Source organism: Gilliamella sp. Gris1-4, from assembly GCF_001690335.1.
GTDB lineage: Bacteria > Pseudomonadota > Gammaproteobacteria > Enterobacterales > Orbaceae > Gilliamella > Gilliamella apicola_P.
The window spans coordinates 22,450-44,262 of the sequence record NZ_LZHA01000042.1; the positions used below are offsets into that span (position 1 = coordinate 22,450).

The 21,813-nt window shown below is 33.4% G+C and carries 19 protein-coding genes and 1 pseudogene; 3 read left to right on the forward strand and 17 right to left on the reverse strand.

What is annotated here, in order from left to right:
* Positions 1 to 97: 97 nt before the first annotated feature.
* The 6 genes from A9G31_RS05455 to accD all read right to left on the reverse strand — a co-directional run bounded on the left by A9G31_RS05455 (position 98) and on the right by accD (position 8,085).
* Complete coding sequence (locus tag A9G31_RS05455; protein WP_065560790.1) at positions 98 to 2,773, reverse strand: inverse autotransporter beta domain-containing protein; 2,676 nt, start codon at positions 2,771 to 2,773, stop codon at positions 98 to 100.
* Between the two features lie 456 nt (positions 2,774 to 3,229).
* Positions 3,230 to 4,747 (reverse strand): amidophosphoribosyltransferase, encoded by a 1,518-nt coding sequence (gene purF, locus A9G31_RS05460; RefSeq protein WP_065560791.1) that lies wholly within the window; start codon positions 4,745 to 4,747, stop codon positions 3,230 to 3,232.
* Positions 4,748 to 4,765: 18 nt separating this feature from the next.
* A complete protein-coding gene (locus A9G31_RS05465; protein WP_065560823.1) occupies positions 4,766 to 5,251 on the reverse strand; it encodes a CvpA family protein in 486 nt (161 codons plus the stop codon).
* A gap of 77 nt (positions 5,252 to 5,328) precedes the next feature.
* On the reverse strand, positions 5,329 to 5,904 hold the full coding sequence (locus tag A9G31_RS05470; protein ID WP_065560792.1) for an SPOR domain-containing protein: 576 nt from the start codon (positions 5,902 to 5,904) through the stop codon (positions 5,329 to 5,331).
* A gap of 12 nt (positions 5,905 to 5,916) precedes the next feature.
* Positions 5,917 to 7,188: a bifunctional tetrahydrofolate synthase/dihydrofolate synthase gene (gene folC / locus A9G31_RS05475; protein WP_065560824.1), complete on the reverse strand. Its 1,272-nt coding sequence runs from the start codon at positions 7,186 to 7,188 to the stop codon at positions 5,917 to 5,919.
* Positions 7,189 to 7,194: 6 nt separating this feature from the next.
* Positions 7,195 to 8,085, reverse strand: a complete 891-nt coding sequence (gene accD / locus A9G31_RS05480) for an acetyl-CoA carboxylase, carboxyltransferase subunit beta (RefSeq protein WP_065560793.1) — start codon at positions 8,083 to 8,085, stop codon at positions 7,195 to 7,197.
* A 308-nt stretch (positions 8,086 to 8,393) separates the two neighbouring features.
* Here accD and tmaR point away from each other — a divergent pair, with 308 nt between their 5' ends.
* The gene (tmaR, locus tag A9G31_RS05485) at positions 8,394 to 8,714 is read left to right on the forward strand and encodes a PTS system regulator TmaR (protein ID WP_034910282.1); all 321 of its coding nucleotides are present in this window, start codon (positions 8,394 to 8,396) and stop codon (positions 8,712 to 8,714) included.
* A gap of 57 nt (positions 8,715 to 8,771) precedes the next feature.
* Here the strand turns inward: tmaR and yciH are convergent, their stop codons facing one another.
* The 7 genes from yciH to tmk all read right to left on the reverse strand — a co-directional run bounded on the left by yciH (position 8,772) and on the right by tmk (position 15,392).
* A complete protein-coding gene (yciH, locus tag A9G31_RS05490) occupies positions 8,772 to 9,095 on the reverse strand; it encodes a stress response translation initiation inhibitor YciH (protein ID WP_141671391.1) in 324 nt (107 codons plus the stop codon).
* A gap of 7 nt (positions 9,096 to 9,102) precedes the next feature.
* Positions 9,103 to 9,807, reverse strand: coding sequence for an orotidine-5'-phosphate decarboxylase (pyrF, locus tag A9G31_RS05495; RefSeq protein ID WP_065560795.1), 705 nt, complete (start codon positions 9,805 to 9,807; stop codon positions 9,103 to 9,105).
* Between the two features lie 28 nt (positions 9,808 to 9,835).
* Positions 9,836 to 11,011, reverse strand: coding sequence for a GDSL-type esterase/lipase family protein (locus tag A9G31_RS05500; RefSeq protein WP_065560796.1), 1,176 nt, complete (start codon positions 11,009 to 11,011; stop codon positions 9,836 to 9,838).
* Positions 11,004 to 12,239 (reverse strand): SGNH/GDSL hydrolase family protein, encoded by a 1,236-nt coding sequence (locus tag A9G31_RS05505; protein WP_065560797.1) that lies wholly within the window; start codon positions 12,237 to 12,239, stop codon positions 11,004 to 11,006. The genes A9G31_RS05500 and A9G31_RS05505 overlap by 8 nt, the downstream gene beginning before the upstream one ends.
* Before the next feature lie 90 nt (positions 12,240 to 12,329).
* A complete protein-coding gene (locus tag A9G31_RS05510; protein WP_065560798.1) occupies positions 12,330 to 13,730 on the reverse strand; it encodes an MBOAT family O-acyltransferase in 1,401 nt (466 codons plus the stop codon).
* A 40-nt stretch (positions 13,731 to 13,770) separates the two neighbouring features.
* On the reverse strand, positions 13,771 to 14,754 hold the full coding sequence (holB, locus tag A9G31_RS05515; protein ID WP_065560799.1) for a DNA polymerase III subunit delta': 984 nt from the start codon (positions 14,752 to 14,754) through the stop codon (positions 13,771 to 13,773).
* Positions 14,751 to 15,392: a dTMP kinase gene (gene tmk / locus A9G31_RS05520; RefSeq protein WP_065560800.1), complete on the reverse strand. Its 642-nt coding sequence runs from the start codon at positions 15,390 to 15,392 to the stop codon at positions 14,751 to 14,753. Before tmk ends, holB begins: the two co-directional genes overlap by 4 nt.
* Before the next feature lie 752 nt (positions 15,393 to 16,144).
* On the opposite strand from tmk, the gene A9G31_RS05525 reads away from it, so the two are divergent.
* Both A9G31_RS05525 and frdD read left to right on the forward strand, forming a co-directional pair.
* A complete protein-coding gene (locus tag A9G31_RS05525) occupies positions 16,145 to 16,540 on the forward strand; it encodes a hypothetical protein (RefSeq protein ID WP_065560801.1) in 396 nt (131 codons plus the stop codon).
* A gap of 14 nt (positions 16,541 to 16,554) precedes the next feature.
* Positions 16,555 to 16,911: a fumarate reductase subunit FrdD gene (gene frdD, locus A9G31_RS05530; RefSeq protein WP_065560802.1), complete on the forward strand. Its 357-nt coding sequence runs from the start codon at positions 16,555 to 16,557 to the stop codon at positions 16,909 to 16,911.
* Positions 16,912 to 16,994: 83 nt separating this feature from the next.
* On the opposite strand, the gene A9G31_RS05535 is transcribed toward frdD, so the two are convergent.
* The 4 genes and pseudogenes from A9G31_RS05535 to A9G31_RS05550 form a co-directional block, all read right to left on the reverse strand.
* Entirely contained in the window at positions 16,995 to 17,858 is an 864-nt protein-coding gene (locus tag A9G31_RS05535; RefSeq protein ID WP_065560803.1) for a hypothetical protein, read from the reverse strand.
* Between the two features lie 255 nt (positions 17,859 to 18,113).
* Positions 18,114 to 19,697, reverse strand: a pseudogene (gene yejF / locus A9G31_RS05540) (microcin C ABC transporter ATP-binding protein YejF); the annotation flags it as partial.
* Complete coding sequence (locus tag A9G31_RS05545; protein WP_065560805.1) at positions 19,694 to 20,725, reverse strand: ABC transporter permease; 1,032 nt, start codon at positions 20,723 to 20,725, stop codon at positions 19,694 to 19,696. The pseudogene yejF and the gene A9G31_RS05545, both read right to left, overlap by 4 nt.
* Positions 20,725 to 21,813 carry a microcin C ABC transporter permease YejB gene (locus A9G31_RS05550; protein WP_065560806.1) on the reverse strand — a complete coding sequence of 363 codons (1,089 nt, stop codon included), beginning with the start codon at positions 21,811 to 21,813 and terminating at the stop codon, positions 20,725 to 20,727. The genes A9G31_RS05545 and A9G31_RS05550 overlap by 1 nt, the downstream gene beginning before the upstream one ends.

Consider the following 21,813-nt stretch of genomic DNA (forward strand, 5'->3'; position numbering starts at 1 on the left):
TATAAACTAACACATTATAGTTATATAAACACACCATTAAGTAGGTGTCCCCTTTACCAGATTACCGACAGTTATCGGTAATCCAAACTTGTATTTATCATAAAACTGTCACTTGCAATTTGAATCCTTGGTCCCCTGCACATGCACGAGGAGAAGATGTTACTTGTCTTAAGTCTAGATTATTTGGCGCACCTGATGCTGCTGGAATACTAGTACCTAATGTTGCATAACTACCGTTTTTACCTTGTATTAGATAATGAATATCTGTTCCCATTGCAACGTTAAACCAAGGTCCATTTGGATTACTAGCAGCATCTGGCAATGTTGTAGCTACGCCAGGACAAGCAGCAGCATTCGAACCAACTAATGACCAAATCACATACGGATTCGTTATCGGAGTGCCATCAGCAGCAAAGGCTTTAACAAGATATTCTTGACCTACACGCCATTCGTTTGGACCAGCTGGATCAAACTGAAGCAAAGAACCTGAACTTCTAGCTACTAACACTCCAGAACTATTCCAAACTTCAAGACGGCTAGCACTACCTCCGGTGAAATCAATAGATGCTTGATTAAATGATGTCCCCAATCCATACTGATCTAGTGAAATTGAAAAATCAATTATGCCATTAATATTTGTTGCTACATCTAATACATAACTATCACCAATAACAGCTAAACCAGCAGCAGTTGAAGCATTAGTTGATACTTGTTGATCTTTCACCACCTTTTCAAACGATTTTACAATAACACAGGCTCTTTGTTCTGGGCATTGATTCACATTGCCAGAAGTACCATCAATTAAAGGTAATTTTCGACCATTACTAGTTGCCGTCCATAAACTTGCAAATTCTTTAAATGTGTTAGGTATACGGTTCATTAGTCCAATATCACTAAAACCATCAACATCTTGAGATGAATTGATTGCACCATTGTATACTTTAGGTTTTACAAGAGTTGCTAATATCGACACACTGCTTAAACCATCTGCCGTTTGTGTTGCTAACGTTGTTTTATTACCTGCAGTATCTACTGCCCATACTCCAATTTTACGCATTACTGGATCTGGTAACACTTCAAAACTAATTAAGTTCGATGTTGCAGATTTACCACGACTATCTGTAACTGATACTGATAAGGAATATTTGCCATTAGTACTTATCGGTCGACGCTGACCATTTTGGTCAACATAGCTAGGCGCCACAATTTTCCAGTTATTGGTATCAACTGAAGGACTTAGCCAAGTCGATGCACTACATATTCCTGTTGCCGCACATAAGAAACCGCCTCCAGCATCAATTTCTAACATATCACCAGCCCACGCTAAACTGGTTAGATTCTTAGCATTATGCACACTGATGCTTAACGGATAAGTCTGCCCTTCGATTAATTGAGGTTGTTCCAGTCCTAAATCAACAGACATTTTCTTTTCTTTATACTCAAGAACAATGTAATTGTTACGGTCAACTAAATCATAACGGCTACCTTTTAAAGAACGCGCAGATTGAACCATATCTGGATCTAGCTGATCTTTTAATGGAGTACCTATACGATAGTTCATCGTTAACTCAGCTTTAGTTGCCTTTTTATTATCTTGACCTCGTTTATGTTCAGCCTTAATAGTGAAAAGAGAAACTGGAGTATAATCTAGACCAACAGTAACTGCTCTTGGATCTTTTTGTAAGTTGTCTTTACCAAATAGAGCAACTTTATCACCATAGTATTGTTCATACATCAGTGATCCACCTAAATGAGGATATTGCGGTAAATAACCTTGGAATCGAAGATCAAAACCTCTTGCTGCACGTTCTAAATAATCTTCAAAATCTCTAGAATCTTTCCAATCAGATAAAGGATGGTAATAGTTAGCTGCTAACTTCATATAATCAGTCCATGCTTCTGTACCAATACCTAAACGGTTGTGCGCACGCTGGAAATCGTGATCAAGAAACACGTTATAACCAAGTAACCATTTTTTATCGGCAACATCCCAACGTTGACCGATACCAAAGTTACCTATTCGACGATTATGTTCATATTCCTGAAAAGAGATCTGACTAAATATTAATGTATCGTCTGTGTCATACCATGGGCTAAATAACTTTAGATTAACATTATTAAATTCGCCTTTATCACTTAAATCAAATTGTAATTGAGCTGTACCAAAACGACCTAAAAAGTCTTGAACAGCACTATTAACTGGATTAACAACTTGGTTTTTAACACCATTACGCACATAACTTTCTGCGTAATCTTTACCTCTATTTTTCAAATGCCCAGATAAACCACCATTATCTGATGATGTTATTTGTTTCCAATCTTGACTAGCTAAAGTTTGCAATGTTGATGCAATTTGAGTTGATAATGCATTTTTATCTTGTTTTACATCGTAATTATCATCTGAACCTAATTTAGGTAAATTGGCATATTTATCTTTTTTAACATTTTTTAATTTAATTGCAGGCAATAATAATGAGTTTTCTGGTAGAACGATACGTTCACCAACTTCAACAACATCTTTTTTATCAAATCGCCCTGCATTCATTGCACGTAATTCTGAAACAGAAATACGACTTAAAAGTGCAATTTGATAAAGACTACGCTGCTGATTGTTGATCATTTCGCGAGCTTTCGTACCATCCTTTAACTCAATTATTTTGTTATTATCTACGGGGTCTTGCGATAACTGAGTATCAACAGCAAAAGCATTTTGCCATCCTAATGTGGCTATTACAAATGCAGAGATAACAGTTAAATTAAGATTTTTTTTCATCCTAACATTCCTTATATTTCACCGATAAAACAAACAACATAAACTCACTGTCAATATTAACTATAATCATTAAATAGCAGTACTTTTATCATTATTAACTTTTGCCCCTTAAATTTCTTTACAAAAGTTTTTATCTGCTCTAATTTTATTACAAAAAAGTCATTTATCAAAATAATTTATTACATTTTTTTATGTTTTTTGTAAATTTGTTATTATTCATTTGTTTGCGTATTGTGTTTTTTGTTAATTTTTGTTAATTTTTGTTAATTTTTGTAATCTTATGTAAATACGAGAAGGTTAAAAGAATTTATATAGAGATTTAATTAGATAATTTTCTTATTTATATTAACTGTACAGACAATGAATTAAATAAATCTGCTCAAATTAATAAAAGACCTAAAATATAAATTTTAAGTCTTTGTGTATGTTTTATATTTTTACAAAATTTCTTATTGTTTATTGCCCTTCATTATAAATTTCTAGATTTTCTGATTCTTTAAGAGATGAATTTTTTCTAGTATCATTTCTTTTTTGTTCTAATAATGATAAATAACTATCATCGATCCCTTTAGTAACATATTTTCCATCAAAAACAGAACACTCCAAATGATGAATGTTTGGGTTTTGCTCTGTAATTGAATTAATTAAATCAGATAAATCCTGAAATATAAGTTTATCAGCACCGATATCTTTTGCTATTTCATCAACTGTTCGGTTATAAGCAATAAGTTCGCTTGCAACAGGCATATCAATACCATAAACATTTGGATGCCTAATTTCTGGCGCAGCAGATGCTAAATAAACTTTTTTGGCACCAACAGAACGTACCATTTCAAGAATTTCTTTTGAGGTTGTACCTCTGACAATTGAATCGTCAACTAATAGTACATTTTTGCCTTCAAATTCAATGCGATTAGCATTGAGCTTTCTTCTTACTGATATTCTTCTAGCACTTTGACCAGGCATAATAAAAGTGCGTCCAACATAGCGATTTTTCACAAATCCTTGTCGGTAAGGTTTATTTAAAATACGTGCAATTTCAAGAGCGGCATCGCAAGATGTTTCAGGTATAGGGATAACAACATCAATATCAACATCTTTCCACTCTCTTGCTATTTTAGCTCCCAACTTTTGTCCCATTTGAATGCGTGATTGATAAACTGAAACACCATTCATTAATGAATCAGGTCTTGCAAAATAAACATATTCAAAAATACATGGATAATATTGAGGGCAATCCGAACATTGCTTAGAATATAATTGTCCATCTTGGGTAATATAAATTGCTTCACCAGGTTCAACATCACGCATAAACTCAAAATCAAGAATGTCTAATGCTACACTTTCAGAGGCAACCATATATTCAATTTTCTGATTCTTAAGTACCCGTTTACCAATGACCAATGGGCGAATTCCATAAGGATCACGAAAGGCAACAAGACCATGACCAATTATCATTGCAACACAAGCATATGCACCTTTGATTATGTTATGAACATTATGTATAGCTGTAAAAATATTATCGGCAGTTAATGGATAGGTGGGAAACTTGTCAAGTTCATTAGCAAAAATATTAAGTAGCACTTCTGAATCAGAATTTGTATTAATATGACGCCTTGCAAGTTCAAATACTTTATTACGCAACTCATCAGTATTGGTTAAATTTCCATTATGAGCAAGCGCAATACCATAAGGTGAATTGACATAAAAAGGTTGTGCTTCGGACGGGCTAGAACTACCTGCGGTAGGATAACGAATATGCCCTATGCCCAAATTGCCTTGCAATCGCTGCATATGATGTTCTTGAAATACATCTTTTACTAAACCATTCGCTTTACGTAAACGAAAGCGATTTTGTTCATCTATGGTTACTATGCCTGCGGCATCTTGCCCTCGATGTTGCAAAACCGTCAATGCATCATAAATAGATTGATTAACAGTACTATATCCTACTATACCAACAACACCACACATACTATGGTTACCTCAAATCTATTGTACTAAAAACGAAGAAGACTGTTGTATAAAATCAAAAAACCAACGAATAATAAAATGAAAATGCGGAATAAGCTGCGATTGGCTCCAGTAAGGTGATTGAGATAACGGTGTAAAAGTATCAACAAAAAAGAGCACAGCGGCAACAACTAGGATTCCACGTAACACGCCAAAACAGATACCTAATACACGATCAGTGCCAGATAATCCTGTTTTTTGTACTAATTGCCCAATAATATAGGATATAATCGCACAGACCAGTAAAGTAGCAATAAATAAGATAACAATTGCTACAGCAATACGTATAACATCACTATCAAAATAAGTTAAATAATCGGTAATATAGATATAAAATCTGCTGGAAATAAAAAAGGCTAATATCCAGCTAATTAATGATAACGCTTCTCGTACAAAACCTCGTACAATACTAATTAATGCAGAAAAAGCAATTATACCAATAATTGTAAAATCAACCCAGTTCATCATAATAACTCTCAATTCTATATTAATAATATTTTATATTAATTGCTATTTACAATATAAAACAAGCAAAGTAACAATTAATTAGTAACTATAATACCTTTCAATTTTGTAAGGTTGTTTAAGTTAATAATAACTTGTTCTGCCTGCTCTTTTTTAGCATAAGGACCAACTTGTAATTTAATTAATTGATTGGGCTCAGGCTGTTGAGGTATTGTTCTAACGCTATAATTATTTAATCTTAATAATGCAACTAACTCTTCTATTTTTTGCCTATTTTTTAATGCCGTAAGTTGAATCATATAAGGTTTAGATTCTTGCTGTGATATTGAAGGTTTAGTTATAGTTGTTGAATCATCAGCACCATCTATGATATCGGATGAATTTAGCTCTTGCTCCAAATCCGATAGATAAGAAACCTCAGATTCACTGCTAGTTAAACTATCGTCAATATTATTAGGTGATGTTACTGATTGATTTTGCTGAGAAATAACTTCTGGTTGCAATATTGGTGTTGTTGAAGTTCGTGAATTAGATTTATCGGTTAAGATCCATGGTGCAAATGCTGCGATAATAAGTAATAATGTAGCAAAACCTACAAGGCGATTTCTTACTTTATTTTGATTCTTGAGATTATTTTGTTGATTGTCCGCCATGATTAATTCCACTTAATGCTCAATTTCAGTTAACACTTCCGATACGGTATGAAATGAACCACATACCACGATAATATCATCCTCTTTAGCATCCCGCATTGACTTTTGATAGGCCTTAGATACCGTATCAAATGTTGATATATTGAGCTCACCTTCATTTAGTAAGTGTTGTTTTAACACTTCAGCGCTACAACCTCGTTCACCATAAAGTGAAGCGCAATACCATTTATCACCTTTTAAGATGGCTAAGGTACTTTTAATATCTTTATCTTTAAGCATACCAACAACAAATCTAACTTTACCTACATGTAAATATTCTGCTTTCAGCTTTTCTAATTGTTGTGTTAAATAGGCTGCTGCATGTGGGTTATGTGCTACATCTAAAATAACTAGTGGTGATGTTTGAATAATTTGAAAACGTCCAATTAAATTGGATTTTGCCAGTCCTTTTGTTATTTCATCTTGTGTTATTTTAAGTGATGAATAATTTATAGCTGCAATTGCAGTTGCTGCATTAGCTAAAGGAACATTGGCAATAGGTAAATTTTTATACTGTTTGAATTTTGACTCAAAAGTCCATGAATCTTTGTTAATTTGTTGATAATACCAATCACTATTCACCCTATAGACAGAGCAATTCACAGCTTTTGCCACATTCAGGATAGATTCTGGCACATCTGGCTCACCAACAATAGCAATACTTTTAGGTTTAAAAATGCCTGCTTTTTCACGTCCGATACTTTCACTGGTATCACCTAAATAATCAACATGATCAATACCAATAGTTGTAATAACTGCCACATCAGCATCAACGATATTAGTTGCATCAAGCCGCCCACCAAGACCAACTTCTAATATAACTACATCTAATTTTGCTTGTTTAAATTGATAAAGTGCAGCAAGTGTTGCATATTCAAAATAGGTAAGCGATATCTCACCTCTGGCTTGTTCTATTTCTACAAAGGCTTTTACGGTTTGTTGTTCACTTGATTCTTGATTATTAATACGTACCCGTTCCGTAAAATGTAATAAATGAGGAGAACTATAAACACCAACTTTGAAATTTGCTTCAAGCAATATCATTTCAAGCGTTCGACAAGTAGTTCCTTTGCCATTGGTGCCAGCAACGGTAAAAACATAAGGCGCTGGTTGTAATAAATTAAGACGCTGAGCTACAGTTTTTACTCGTTCTAAACCTAAGTCGATGGTTATAGGATGTAGTTGCTCTAAATAACAAAGCCATGTCTTTAGATCCGACATGGCATTCGGTTGATTGTTTAGCATACTCAATTAAACTGTCTCGTTAAGGGTTGCTTCATTAAACGGATCAGGTAGTTTCATTAATTTTGTTACTAAACTGGCAATTTTTGAACGCATATCTTTGCGATGAATGATCATATCAATTGCACCTTTTTCAAGTAAAAATTCACTACGTTGAAACCCTTCTGGCAATGTTTCGCGAACAGTTTGTTGAATCACTCGAGGACCTGCAAAACCAATTAATGCTTTAGGTTCAGCAATATTAATATCTCCCAACATTGCTAGGCTTGCCGATACACCTCCCATGGTTGGGTCGGTCATTACTGAAATATAGGGTAAACCTTCATCTTGCATTTTAGCAAGAATAGCACTGGTTTTTGCCATTTGCATTAATGAGAATAGTGCTTCTTGCATTCGTGCGCCACCACTTGTTGAAAAACAAATTAAAGGACATTTATCCTCAATGGCTTGCTCTGCGGCACGAGTGAATAATGCACCAACAACAGAAGACATTGAACCGCCAATGAAGGCAAATTCAAAACAAGCAACAACCACAGGTACACCTAGTAATGTACCCTTCATAACAACCATTGCTTCTTTTTCGTGAGTTTCTTTTTGAGCTGCTGTTAAACGATCTTTATATTTTTTAGTATCTTTAAATTTTAAGATATCTTTAGGCATAAGATCTGCACCAATTTCGACATCCGAACCCTCATCTAAAAAACGGTATAAACGTACACGGGCAGGGATATGCATATGGTGATCACATTTTGGACAAACTTCTAAATTAAGATCTAGTTCAGCTTGATAAATGACTTCATCACAGTTAGTACATTTTGTCCAAACGCCACCAGGAATATTCGCCTTTTTATGATCTGACGATATATTATTTTTACTAAGAATTTTTTCAATCCAGCTCATTATGATTCTCTCATTCTGGCACTTTTTACAAATTTGGTGACTATTGTACAATACTTTGCACTAATTCTTAATAGCTGTTTTTATTTTTATGTTATTACACATCTAACTTTATATAATAAAACAATATTTTAATAAATATTTAGAAATAAAATCTGCTTAAGACCGAATTTAAAATAGCTAACACTCAGCAGATAGCTAATATACAGAAATATCATTTTGTTTAAAAATATATTAATATGATCTTAAAAAATTATTGGTATATAATTGGTATAAGTTTATTTTCCATTTTTTGAAATAAGGGGTTTTAGATGGACAAGGAAAAATCAACCGCACCATCGTTTCAAGATGTATTAGAATACATTCGTTTATCACGCCGTTTAAATAAGTTAAAACGTGAAATATCAGATAACGAAAAGAAAATTCGTGATAACCAAAAAAGAGTACTGTTGCTTGAAAACTTAAGTGAGTATATTAAACCAGATATGACTTATGAAGAGCTTCAAGCGATTATTGCTAATATGAAAAGCGATTACGATGATCGTGTTGATGATTATATTATTAAAAATGCTGAAATTTCAAAAGAACGTAGAGAAATCAGTAAAAAGATGCGTAGTTATCGCTCTAATTAAAATCTATTATGCTGTAAATCGGCGTCCATATTGTGGACGCTATTTTTATAGATTAAATCAGCCCCCAGCTAATTTTACTTTAAATCCTTTATCTTCTAGCAACGACTTTAATAAATCTCGTTTATCGCCTTGAATTTCAATAGCACCATCTTTAACTGCCCCCCCACAACCACAGCGTTTTTTCAATTCAGCTGCTAATTGTAATAATTGAGTATGATCAATATCAAATCCAGTTATAACACAGACACCTTTACCTTTACGACCTGACGTTTGTCGTTGAATTCGAATAATACCATCCCCTTTAGGGCGTAAAACAAATGTTTCATTTGATCTAATTCGACCTTTATCGGTCGAATAAACTAGTGGATTATCAGACATAATAATGTTATTAACTCTTACTTGAATCAAGTGTTGCTAAAATTGTTTGTAATGCTTTAGCAGGATCTTCTGCTTGAGTGATTGGGCGTCCAATCACTAAATAATCAGAACCTGCAGCTTGAGCTCGCTGGGGTGTCATAATACGACGTTGGTCATCTGGATTAGTGCCTGCTGGTCTAATACCTGGTGTCACCAATTTAAAATCACTACCCAAACGGGTTTTGAAACTTTGTACTTCTTTGGCTGAACAGACTACACCATCAAGCCCGCAGTTTTTAGCAAGTATTGCTAACCTAGTCGCTTGCTCTAAAGGCGATATATTGATACCGACTTCTTGAAGATCTGTTGACTCCATACTGGTTAATACTGTTACCGCAATCAAAATTGGCGCATCCTTACCATATGAATAAAGAGCATCTTTAGCCGCTGTCATCATGCGTGAACCACCACTAGCATGAACATTTGTCATCCAAACACCAAGGTCGGCAGTTGCAGCAATTGCTTTTGCGACAGTATTTGGAATATCATGAAATTTAAGATCTAAAAAAACATCAAAACCTTTTTGCATAATCTGTTTGACAAAATCAGGCCCAGCATGCGTAAAAAGCTCTTTACCTATTTTAAGGCGACAATCGTTGGGATCAACTCGATCAATAAAATTCCATGCTGATTTAATATCTGCAAAATCAACTGCAACAATAATTGGTGATACCATAACTTATTTATTCCTTTTAATCAAAAAATTAGCTATTTTTTCTAACAAATTCGTTCAAATCCGCATAAAAAATACGGGCGCTTTCTTTATAGCCTTGTAAAGTTTGATGCACTAAATCTGAACGAGCTAGTCCTTTTTGCCGCCACTGTTTAATAGCAAACCTACCACCCATTGCTACTTGCCAATCCCAAAATAATGTTTTTTCCGACTTAGCGACTTGCTTTTGAATATTCATTATTTGTGCAAAAGATTTCGGCATATCAGTTTCGTTTACCATAGTATCAGGCGGCGTCATTATTAAAATAGTAGCATTAGGTAATGTTTTACGAACCAATCTGATACTATTCACTAAATTTCTTCGATATTGGCTGGCATCTAATGTTTCATCAAAACTTTCATTTGTCCCATATTCAAGAATAACTAAATCACTTTGTGATACAGCTAGTTCTTTAAACCAATTTTTACCCCACTTTTGCCAAATTGTCTGTTTAGCACCATTAGTGCCAATAGATGAAACAGTAACACCTGATTGTTGATAGCGAGTTAACCAAATTCCACCAAGCTCTATATCTTTTTGACTTTTTATAACTAATGGCATTTTAGACACTGCCGATGCTGTTTGCCAAACATTTAAAATTGGCGTATAACTTAAATTAATTTTTTTATCATCTGAATCATAAAGTGATAGCAAACTGGGATCGTTTTTAAGTGTTTTAAAGGTTAACTTAACTTGCCAATATTTATTATTAGATTCTCTTGGAATAATTTGGATAGTGGCCAAATCATTACTTGGCTTGGCTATAATCCCCCCCATAGGAAAATCCAGATTACTCAAAGTTCGGCTACTTAATACATCCCAGTTTTCAGTTCGCCATGTAACAGCTGTATGATTTTGCCCTTTTATAGCTACAGGCGTTACCCAGCCAATACCCGCGTTACCATACTTTCGTTGCATTAACGTTCTAAATTCACCAGTAAAAAAGTCAGCAGCTGAATGTGAATCACCAAATTGCGTAATATTAACCACTTGATTAGTTCGTTTGTTATTAGCTAACGATTTTAAACGTTTTGCGAAAAGTTTAGCATTAGGATCACCAAAATCAACAATAGCAGATACGGTAGTAGTTTTACTTTCAGCTACACTACATCCTGCAGTAATTGTCAATGCAATTACTGCTATAATATATTTTAAAAATTTAATCACTACGGGTATCCTCTGATTCTTTATAAATTATTTTTTCCATAATTGCGTTTGCCAGAATTTTTTGACCAGTTGGTGTAAAATGAACCCCATCATCAACCCGTACTTTAATTTTTGCTTTATCGGTTTCTATAAAATTACTGAACTTTTCGTATGTACAACCCAATAATTCATTTGTTGTCAAAAAATATTGTTGAAATTTTTCTAGCTCGGATTTATATAAATTATTTAAATAAATCATGCCATCGTTTAATTTTGGTTTACGCATACAAGGAGCAGCAAGCCAAAGTACTTGAACATTATGCTCTATAGCACTATTTAAAATAGATACAATACGCAAACGATATTGTTCTTCCCATAATTCAGATTTAAATTTAGCATATTTGGAGTAGCCTTTAACAGGAAAATCCCAAGGATCATTAGCACCAAGAAAAACGACAAGTAATTTAATTGAAGGATCTGCAATTAAATTATCATTGATTGTTTTTGGCCAATTAAAAGCATTTGGATAAGCAAGACCTGTGCTCTGTTTGCTCAAATCAAGGCTTTCTATTTTATACTGTTTAAAGAGCATTTTTTTAACATATGGTGCAATACCTTGCATTAATGAATCACCAGCAAAAAATACTTTATCATTACTTGTTAATTCGATAGGTAATAGATCATGGTGTAATTTGATATCCTCTTGTATTTTTTTATAATCATCTTGCAACATGGGCTGAGTTTCTGGGTTATTGTAATTTGTATTATGAGAATATGTACTTAAATTGGAATCTATTTCACTACCTTCAGTGTTTACTTCTTGCTCATTTTTTTGATCTGTTACTTCTATTCTCTCCTCAATCTTCTTATTTTGTTGTATATCTTTAAGCTCGGTTACCAATAACTTATAAGTTTTATTTTCAGCATTAGGCAACGCAACATCAATCGGTTTAGTAGGCTGAATTAATATTTGGGTAATTGCATTTTCTTGAAATTTTTGTTCACCACTTTCATTTTCTTCAAACAAATTTGTTGAAATATCTTCACTAGAAACTGTACTAAACTCAAACAAATCAATATGATAAACTTGTTGGCAATAAATCAGTACTGATTTGTAATAAATTGCTATTAATGCAATAGCAGTAACAGACAATATAACCAATATATAACGAGCCGATAAAGAGTTACCAGCAAAAACAGATGTAGTGTTTATCTTCTTCTTTTTATTAATTAATTTTTTAAAGTACATTTTTTATTCAGTAATTTATAACATTGCTGTTTCAAACCAAATCTTGGTTTTTTATTATTTTTTGAAAACGATTTTTATATATCATCATAATTAAAAATTAGCGTAAATAAAATTTGGCATACCTGATGGCGCAATATAAATAACTAACCACAAAATTACAATAAATACCAAAGGTAAATATAAATGCGGTATTTTAGTTAGCTGTATAATAAACCACTCAGTAAAATTTTTAACTATTGGATAGGTAAAGTAGATGAAACTAATAACCCAAAATGCTTCTGCATAGTGTGGTTCTATAAAGAAGTTATGCACTAATGCTGTCATATAATCTAATGCATCAGGTAAACTGTCACTATTAAAAAATAGCCATGTAAAACAAACATAATGCCATGTTAATAAACGCGCCACCCAAGGTGAGCGTATAGCTATCCAACCTTTTCCTAAATAACGATCACCAATGTTAAGTACCACAATACCAATACCGTGACATGCTCCCCAAATAATAAAATTGATGCCAGCACCATGCCATAATCCAGATAGTAACATTGCTAGCATGACATTAATTTGAGTACGAATAAATCCTCGACGACTACCTCCTAAAGGAATATAAATATAGTCGCGGATCCAACTAGATAAACTAATATGCCAGCGAATCCAAAACTCTCTCAAATTCAACGCTAAATAAGGAAAATTAAAGTTGATTGGTAAGCGAAATCCTAATAATAATGCGATACCTGTAACTAAATCAGTGTATCCTGAAAAATTTAAATAAATTTGTATTGCATAGGCATAAAGACCTACAAGCAAATCAATCACACTAAATTCTGTAGGATTAGCAAATATTGGTTTAACCCAATATTCGCTAATTAAACCACCTAAACAATAAACCTTAATTACAGCAAAAATAAGCAGCGTAAATGCGCGAAATGGTTCTAAAATTTCACGGGGCTGACTAATGCTAATTTGCGGTAAAAAATCTTTAGCACGGTTAATGGGACCTGCAATAATACTTGGGAAAAAAGACAAAAATAAAGCAAGATCCCCAAAATTAGCCACAGGTAACTCTTTATTTTTTAAAGAAACTAAATAACTCACCGAATGAAAAGTATAAAACGAGATGCCAATTGGAATAAATACAGTTATCACAGGCAGCAAAACGTTTAAATTCAATAAATTAAGAAAATCCTGTAACTCGTAACGAAAAAAATCAAAGTATTTAAACAATGCCAGATTAATGATTGATACGCATATTCCTAAAATTAACCATCGCTTTGCGTAATGCTCAGACGAAACAATCATCACTGAAAACAAATAGATCACACAAGTATAAATAAAAAGGATAAGCGAAAATTGCCAGTTATAGCTACCAACAAGAAGATAACTTGCTGTTAAAAGCAGGATATTCTGTACTTTGGGCGATGCTCGACATCCCCAATATAAGGCAAAGAAAGCGATAAAGAGTAAACCAAATTCAATAGATAAATAACTCACTGCAATCCTTTTTATTTAACTGTATACTTTCCTGAAAGTTTTAGCCTATTACTTCGGATTGAGCAAGCACATTATAAACAATAAGTTCCTTATTCAATCCAGTAATAGTCAATAACTGGGTTCTTGCTTGTAACCATAAATCATAGAGTGCTGAAATTTTTTCATTACTTTTAGTTGCAAGCAGCCGAACTAATGGGACTTGATCACGATTAACAATAAAACGCCCCACTTTTTGCTTCGCTTTAAGCGCATCACTTAGTAATGCACAAAACCAAATAATTCGTTCAATAAAATCTTCACTATCAAAGGTTTTAGCCAGTTGCCAATAGTTATTTTGTGGTACAACATCTAATAGATGATCACAGAATTTTTTTCGTTGTTGCCACTTTTCTGGCATTAGTAGTGCAACCGCTTTTAGCGGCGCATTCTCGCTCAATAATAACGCCGAGGCAAGTTCATTATCGTTGTATTGCTGACGGTGTAGTTTTTTTAACCATTCAATAGATATTTCCAATTTTGGAACAGGTAAAAAATAAGAAAAACAACGACTATGAATTGTTGGCAGTAATTTGCTGTTATGCTCATCACTTAAAATAAAATATGTGTTTTCTGGTGGCTCTTCTAAAGTTTTTAACAATGCATTAGCGGCTGCTTCTGTCATTAATGCTGCGCGTTTTACCCAAATGACTTTATTACCACCCTGCTGAGATTTTTCATAAACTTTGTTTGATATTTTACGGATCTGATCAATACCTATTGACTGTTTAGATTGTTCATTGGTTATTACATAATAATCAGGATGATAGTGAGACAAAAATAACTGGCAACTATGGCAGTTTAAGCACGGTTCCAATTGCTGTGAAGATTGACATAATAAACGGTTTGCAAGCATTGAAACAAACTCATCTTCACCACTGCCTTGAACATAATTAATTAATAAAGCATGATGAGTCCGTTTATGTATAATTCCAGAAGCTAATTGCTGATAAGGCAACGAAAGCCAAGGATAGTCATTTAAGATCATTCAATATCAACCTGTTTAGTTAACCATGTTGTTAAAATTTGTTCAATTTGCCCATTCACATTGTCAATTGATTTTCCAGCATCAACTGTAATGATGGTTTTATCTTGTTCGGCAAGTTCTAAATAACATTGACGAATTCGTTCAAAAAACGGCAATGACTGTTGCTCGATGCGATCGAGTTTACCTCGAGATCTTGCTCGCATTAATCCTATTTCAGGCTCAATATCCAGATATAAAGTAAGATCAGGTTTAAAATCACCTAATACTTGTTTTTTCAATGTTAGCATAAATACTTTATCTAACTGACGCCCACCACCTTGATAAGCTTGTGTTGATAAGTCATGACGATCACCAATAACCCACTTACCAGCTTTAAGAGCTGGCCTAATCACATTATCAATTAGCTGAATACGTGCAGCATATAGCATCAGTAACTCGGCTTTGTCGGTCAAAGGATCATTATCCAAACCATTTTTAATAATATTGCGTAATGCTTCAGCAATCGGCGTTCCACCTGGCTCTCGGGTAAACTGCAAATCGCCAATATTGTGTTGATTCAAAATACGAGCAACGGTATTAATAGCCGTAGTTTTACCTGCCCCTTCAAGCCCTTCGATGACAATAAATTTGCCTGTCATACTAAATTCCTAATCTATCTATGATAAGCCTCTTTAATATCACGCTATTGTACGCTATTTTTACTGATTATTTTAGTTTGAATTATTAATACTTTGTTTTTGTTTTACAATTAATACCGAACCAAACTTTAGAGTATCTTTTGATACTTAATGAAGAAATAGGATAAATAGATAAAATATATATATTTAATTGTAGGAATTACTCTCTTTATTTATAGTAATTTGATAAGGCTCCTATCGAAGGTAAAATACTAAAACAGGCGGTGTAATTTTCTATGCAGATTGTATACTAACTGTGGAGTGTTTACAGAAACTCTTCATTGCTTTCATTAAGCAAATCTGTACCGCGGTTTATTCCTGTGGGTACAGAAAATACAAAGTAGATAAGGCAACAAAAATAAAAGTCCGTAAGTAATAATGGTATCAAGTTCCCCACACCTATTGGGGTTTTTCTTCTAATAACATTAGTTAAACAAAATTTTGTACTTTTGGCTAAAGTTTATTGTTAAAAATGAGATCTACATTTAATCTTTTACTAAATGTAAAAAACCAACTTTCTCAAATATGCTATATTTAATGCTTAATAGTTAATCTTATCTTCGACGCACATTATGCCAAGTATTGAGTGAACAAAAGCATATATTATCTATCGCCCATAATTAGCGACATAAAGCAAATTAACACTTATAATAACCAAGTAAAAAGCTCCGAACTATTACTAACATAAAACACAATGCAACCTAGAGAGATTTATGAATCAACAAAATACTAATAATTGCCTTGATACTACTCAAACCGATGTAAAGCGCCCTTTTATAATTTCAATCATGCATAAATTAGTTCCTTTTTCGATGATTTGGGTAAGTTTAGTTCTAATGTATGGCGTAATATGTATGTACACTAACACTGTTGGACAAGATGAGTTTTACCGTTTTATCTTCTTTTTACGTAGCCCTTTTGTTGTGGTGCTTAATTGTATTGCATTATTTATTAGTGTTTACCATTCAATAGTTTGGTTTAATTTAATACCCAAAGCTTTACCTTGCACAACATTTAATAAAAAATCTAACGCATTATTACTGATTGCGGGACTGTGGATGGTGATGCTAACTGTTTCGATTTTTTTATTTTTATTTGTATTGAAGTGAGTGGTATTGAATTAATGAAAAATCAACAAATTCAAGTTAAAAATACTGATGGAAAAGTCATAAAAGGATTATTTGCTTTAGGCGGTACATGGGCTGCAATTTTTTTACCAGTTGTGCTTGTCATTTTGGCATTTATTATTCCTTTTGGCGATGCAATAACACGTTCTTATATTCTTAAAATAGCCAATAAAGAAATTGGTAAAGTTTTTTTATTTTTGATGATTTCATTACCTATCTGGTGTGGATTACAACAAATTTTATCCATTTTACACGAGCGTAAAATCTATCCTAAACGTGAAAAATTACTGACGTTTGGATTAGCATTAGCATGGACATTACATGCTATTTATATATTGTTTATTCGAATGTAAGAGATATTTTTTTGAATTGTAAGAACAACGGCAAAAATACACAAAACGTTATCAATCAAATCACGTTTTGTGTATTTTATAGACTAATAATAAGTAAGTTCTCGGGTAATAGTTGTCTGCCTATCACTTTGATTACTTTTAACTTTAATTGCTGTTAGCCAATCATTTTTTTCATTAAAGGTTGAAAAATTAGTTACATAATGAGCCACTTCTTTGCCTGATGATAAATAAGTAGCTTCAATGGTTGTTAATCGATGATGACCATTATCATATTGATACGAAAAATCACTCTCATTTTTCATATTATTACTAAATTGATACAACACTTTGGTTAGCTGTTGCTTTTGATATTCAAATGTATAAATTGAAGCCCCTTTTTGTTCTTTACCTGTATAGTTACCATTCTCATCAGTTTCTTTAAGCTGCCATTGTACATTTTTATTGATAAGACAATTATTATTGTCGTATACATAATTATCTGTTTCAAAAAAGACAAAATCGGTAGCTTTTTTAGTTTGTTGGGATACGACAATTTTGCCTTGTTCATCGGTATTAAATTGGATAATGCTGTTAGTTTTATCTTCTACATCTTCAATGATATTTTCCCAACCAGATTTATTTTTCTGTAGGTGTTCCGAGTAAATACGGGTATTTTTATCTGAATAAAGATCATAATGGCTTTGTGTGATAAGTCCATTAGAAGCATATTCTAGTTTGTGTTTAGCTATAGAACTATTAGCATCCGTTTCCAATTTGGTAGTTGAAGTCCGAATCTCTTGTTTAATATTTTTTACTGGCGAGTCAATATAATCTAGGATTTGAAAGATATAGTTATTTGCCTCAACTGTATTCTGAGTAGGATTATCACTACAGATTATCGCCATGACATTTATTGGAATTATTGACAAACAAGGCGTTAATAAAAAAGCTAGTATTCGTTTTTGCATAATAAACCTGCTAAATAGATTGGTAGATTAGTATATTGACTTATTAACAATGGTTTATATTATAAAGCATTGTTAACTTATTGCTTTGTATATTTATTTTTTACGCATTAATAGGGCATCTTCCCAACAGACCTCTCTATCTTTTTTCTTATCTCGCTGTAGATCTTGTTGAGATTCATCCTTATGAGTAAATTGCTCTGTTTTGTCAATTTTATCTTTATGTATCATAGTGTTACTTTTTTTTCGAAGTGGTTTATCTAAAAATGAAAGTAATGTTTTTGTGTATTCATTTTCAGGAGAATAGAAGATCTTTTCACGTGAGCCTTGTTCAATAATATTACCATCTTTCATAACAACCACTTGGTGACACATTGTATAAACCAATGTTAAATCATGGCTAATAAACAAATAACTAAGCTGATGTTTTTCTTGCAATGATTTAAGTAAATTAATAATTTGTTTTTGAATAGTATGATCTAACGATGAAGTAGGTTCGTCTAAAATCAATAATTCAGGCTGTAAAATTAAGGCTCGAGCAATAGCTATTCGTTGACGTTGCCCTCCAGAAAACTCAGTCGGGTAGCGATAACGCATATCTGGATCAAGTCCAACTTCTTGCATAATATCAATTACCGCCTGCTCACACTGAACTTTGCTTAGTTTTTTATGAGTCATTAATCCTTCACTAATAATTTGCTCAACATTGAGGCGAGGATTAAGCGAAGAAAACGGATCTTGAAATACTACTTGGATACGACTTCGAAATGGTAATAATTTTTTACCAGTTAAATTCTGTATCGGATGGCTGTCAAATACAATATCGCCCTGTGATTGAATTAAGCGTAAAATAGCTAGTGCTGTAGTACTTTTTCCCGATCCTGATTCACCAACAATTCCAACCGTTTCACCTTGATGTACAGCAAAACCAATATTGTTGACAATTTTCTTCTTTTGGCTGCTAAATAAACGTTTTTTGGTAATGACTTCAACATTAAGGTGATTAACATTAAGTAATATTCCAGGTGAATCTGGCAATGGCACAGGTTCACCTTTTGGCTCTGAATTCAATAGTATTTGAGTATATTCATGCTGTGGGCGTAAAAAGATACGCTGTTTATTATTGTATTCGACAATTTGACCCTGTTGCATAACAGCCACTTTATCTGCAAGCTTTTTAACAATACCAAGGTTATGCGAAATAAAAAGCATACTCATATTGAGTTCTTTCTTTAACTCTTTTAGTAACTGAATAATTTGCGCTTGTACAGATACATCTAGTGCTGTTGTCGGTTCGTCAGCAATAAGTAACTTTGGATGTGTTAATATTGCCATAGCAATCATTACTCGCTGCCTTTCGCCGCCAGATAGTTGATGAGGATAAGCTGATAATTTACTTTTTGGTTCCTTAATGCCTACACGATCAAGGTATTGTAAAATTTCGCCACGAGCTTGATTACGCTTCATTCCTCGATGTAACGCCAGCACTTCATAAAGTTGCTTTTCAACTGTATGTAAAGGATTTAATGACACCATCGGTTCTTGGAAGATCATGCTAATTTCATTGCCACGAACTTTACGAAGTTCTTTATCTGGCGCATGTAATAATGATTTTCCTTCAAACAAAATATCGCCAGTTGGGTATACAACTTGTTCTTTACGTAGTAGTCGTAAAATTGATAATGCGGTAATGCTTTTCCCTGAGCCTGACTCCCCCACTAACGCAAGTGTTTCTTGCTCATTAATATCAAAACTAATATTACTTACTACTTGCGATAGTAAATGCGTACTGCGTTTAAATGCAACACTTAAATCCTGAACGGATAATAAAGGAGAACTCATTGATACACACCTTTGTTTGGATCAAATGCATCTCTTACTGCTTCGCCAATAAAAATAAGCAGTGACAGTAAAGTTGCAATAACTAAAAATGAACTGACGCCAAGCCAAGGAGCTTGTAGATTGTTTTTACCTTGTAGTAATAATCGTCCTAGTGATGGCGAATCAATCGGTAAACCAAAACCTAAAAAATCTAGCGCTGTTAGTGTTGTTATCGAGCCACAAAGTATAAAAGGTAAAAAGGTTAATGTTGCCACCATGGCATTAGGCAAGATATGACGAAACATAATTTTAGTGTCACTAACTCCCATTGCTTTAGCTGCACGAATATAATCAAAATTGCGAGTACGCAAAAATTCAGTACGCACTACACCTACTAAAGCCATCCAACCAAATAATACGGTAATACCTAATAACCACCAAAAATTAAGCGGTAAAATACTAGCTAATAGAATAATAACAAATAGCTCTGGTAACCCACTCCATATTTCTATGAAACGTTGACCGATTAGATCAATTTTACCTCCATAATAGCCTTGTATTGCCCCAAAAATGACACCAATAATTGAAGTGAAAATCGTCAAGAAAATCGCAAAAAACATAGATATGCGAAAACCATATAAAATATTGGCTAATACATCGAAACCTGCATCAGTGGTGCCTAACCAATGTGATGCCGAAGGCGGCGTTGGAAACGTGTTTGATGTATCATAAATTAATGTATTGTAGCTATAACGAAAAGGTGCCCATAAAATCCAGCCATTAGCTTCTATTTTATTTTGTACAGCAGGATCAAGAAAGTTAGTTTGCGTGGCTAATTGTCCACCAAATTCCGTTTCTGGATAAAAATGAAAAATCGGCGAATAGTAATTATCCTGATATTTAACAAAAATTGGTCTGTCGTTAACAATAAAATCAGCAAATAGGCTAATCAAAAAACAGATCATAAATAACCAAAGTGAATAATAACCACGACGATTTTGTTTAAATCGTTGCCAACGCTGTTGATTAATAGAGTAATGGGTGGTCATTAGTTGCGAGCCTCAAAGTCAATACGTGGGTCAATCATCATATAAGATAAATCAGATAATAATTTAGTAATAAGGCTGATTAATGTAAAGATATACAATGAACCAAAAATCACCGGGTAATCACGTTGTATAATTGCCTCATATCCCAATAGCCCAAGTCCATTAAGCGAAAAGATAATTTCAATCAATAATGAACCTGTAAATAAAATACCAACAAAAGCCGCAGGAAAACCCGATACAATCAGTAATGTTGCATTGCGAAAAACATGTTTATATAAAATTTTTCTTTCACTTAATCCTTTAGCACGTGCGGTTATTACATATTGTTTGCGGATTTCATCTAAAAATGAATTTTTAGTTAGCATGGTGAGTGATGCAAAACCGCCAATGACCATTGCGATAGTAGGTAAACAGATGTGCCATGCGTAGTCTTTTATTTTGCCCCAAAAATCGAGTTGATCAAAATGGTTTGATATTAGCCCACGTAGAGGAAAAATATCCCAATAACTACCACCAGCAAATAATACAATAAATAAAACTGCCAATAAAAAAGCAGGTATTGCATAGCCAATAATAATTAATGTACTTGACCAAAAATCAAATGCAGAACCATCTTTCACTGCTTTGCGAATGCCTAACGGGATTGAAATGAGATAAACAATCAAAGTACTCCATAATCCCAATGAAATTGAAACAGGTAAACTTTTGGCAATTAAACCTAGTACTGATTCACTTTTAAAGAAACTATTACCAAAATCAAATAATATATATTTCTTTAGTGTTTCGATATAACGTTCAAATATCGGTTTATCAAAGCCGTACTGCTTTTCTATCATTGCGATAACTTGAGGATCAAGCCCACGAGAACCTCGATAATTTGATTCGTTTTTATACTGCTGTACGGATATTGACGAGTCACCACTCCCTGGCAATAATCCTTGCCCTGCTTGCGGGCCATTTTCAATCATGGCTAGTGCCTGATCAACAGGCCCACCAGGCGCAACTTGTACAATAAAAAAGTTGATAGTCAAAATCACAAACAATGTTGGAATAATCAGCAACAGTCGACGAATAAAATAATTTAACAT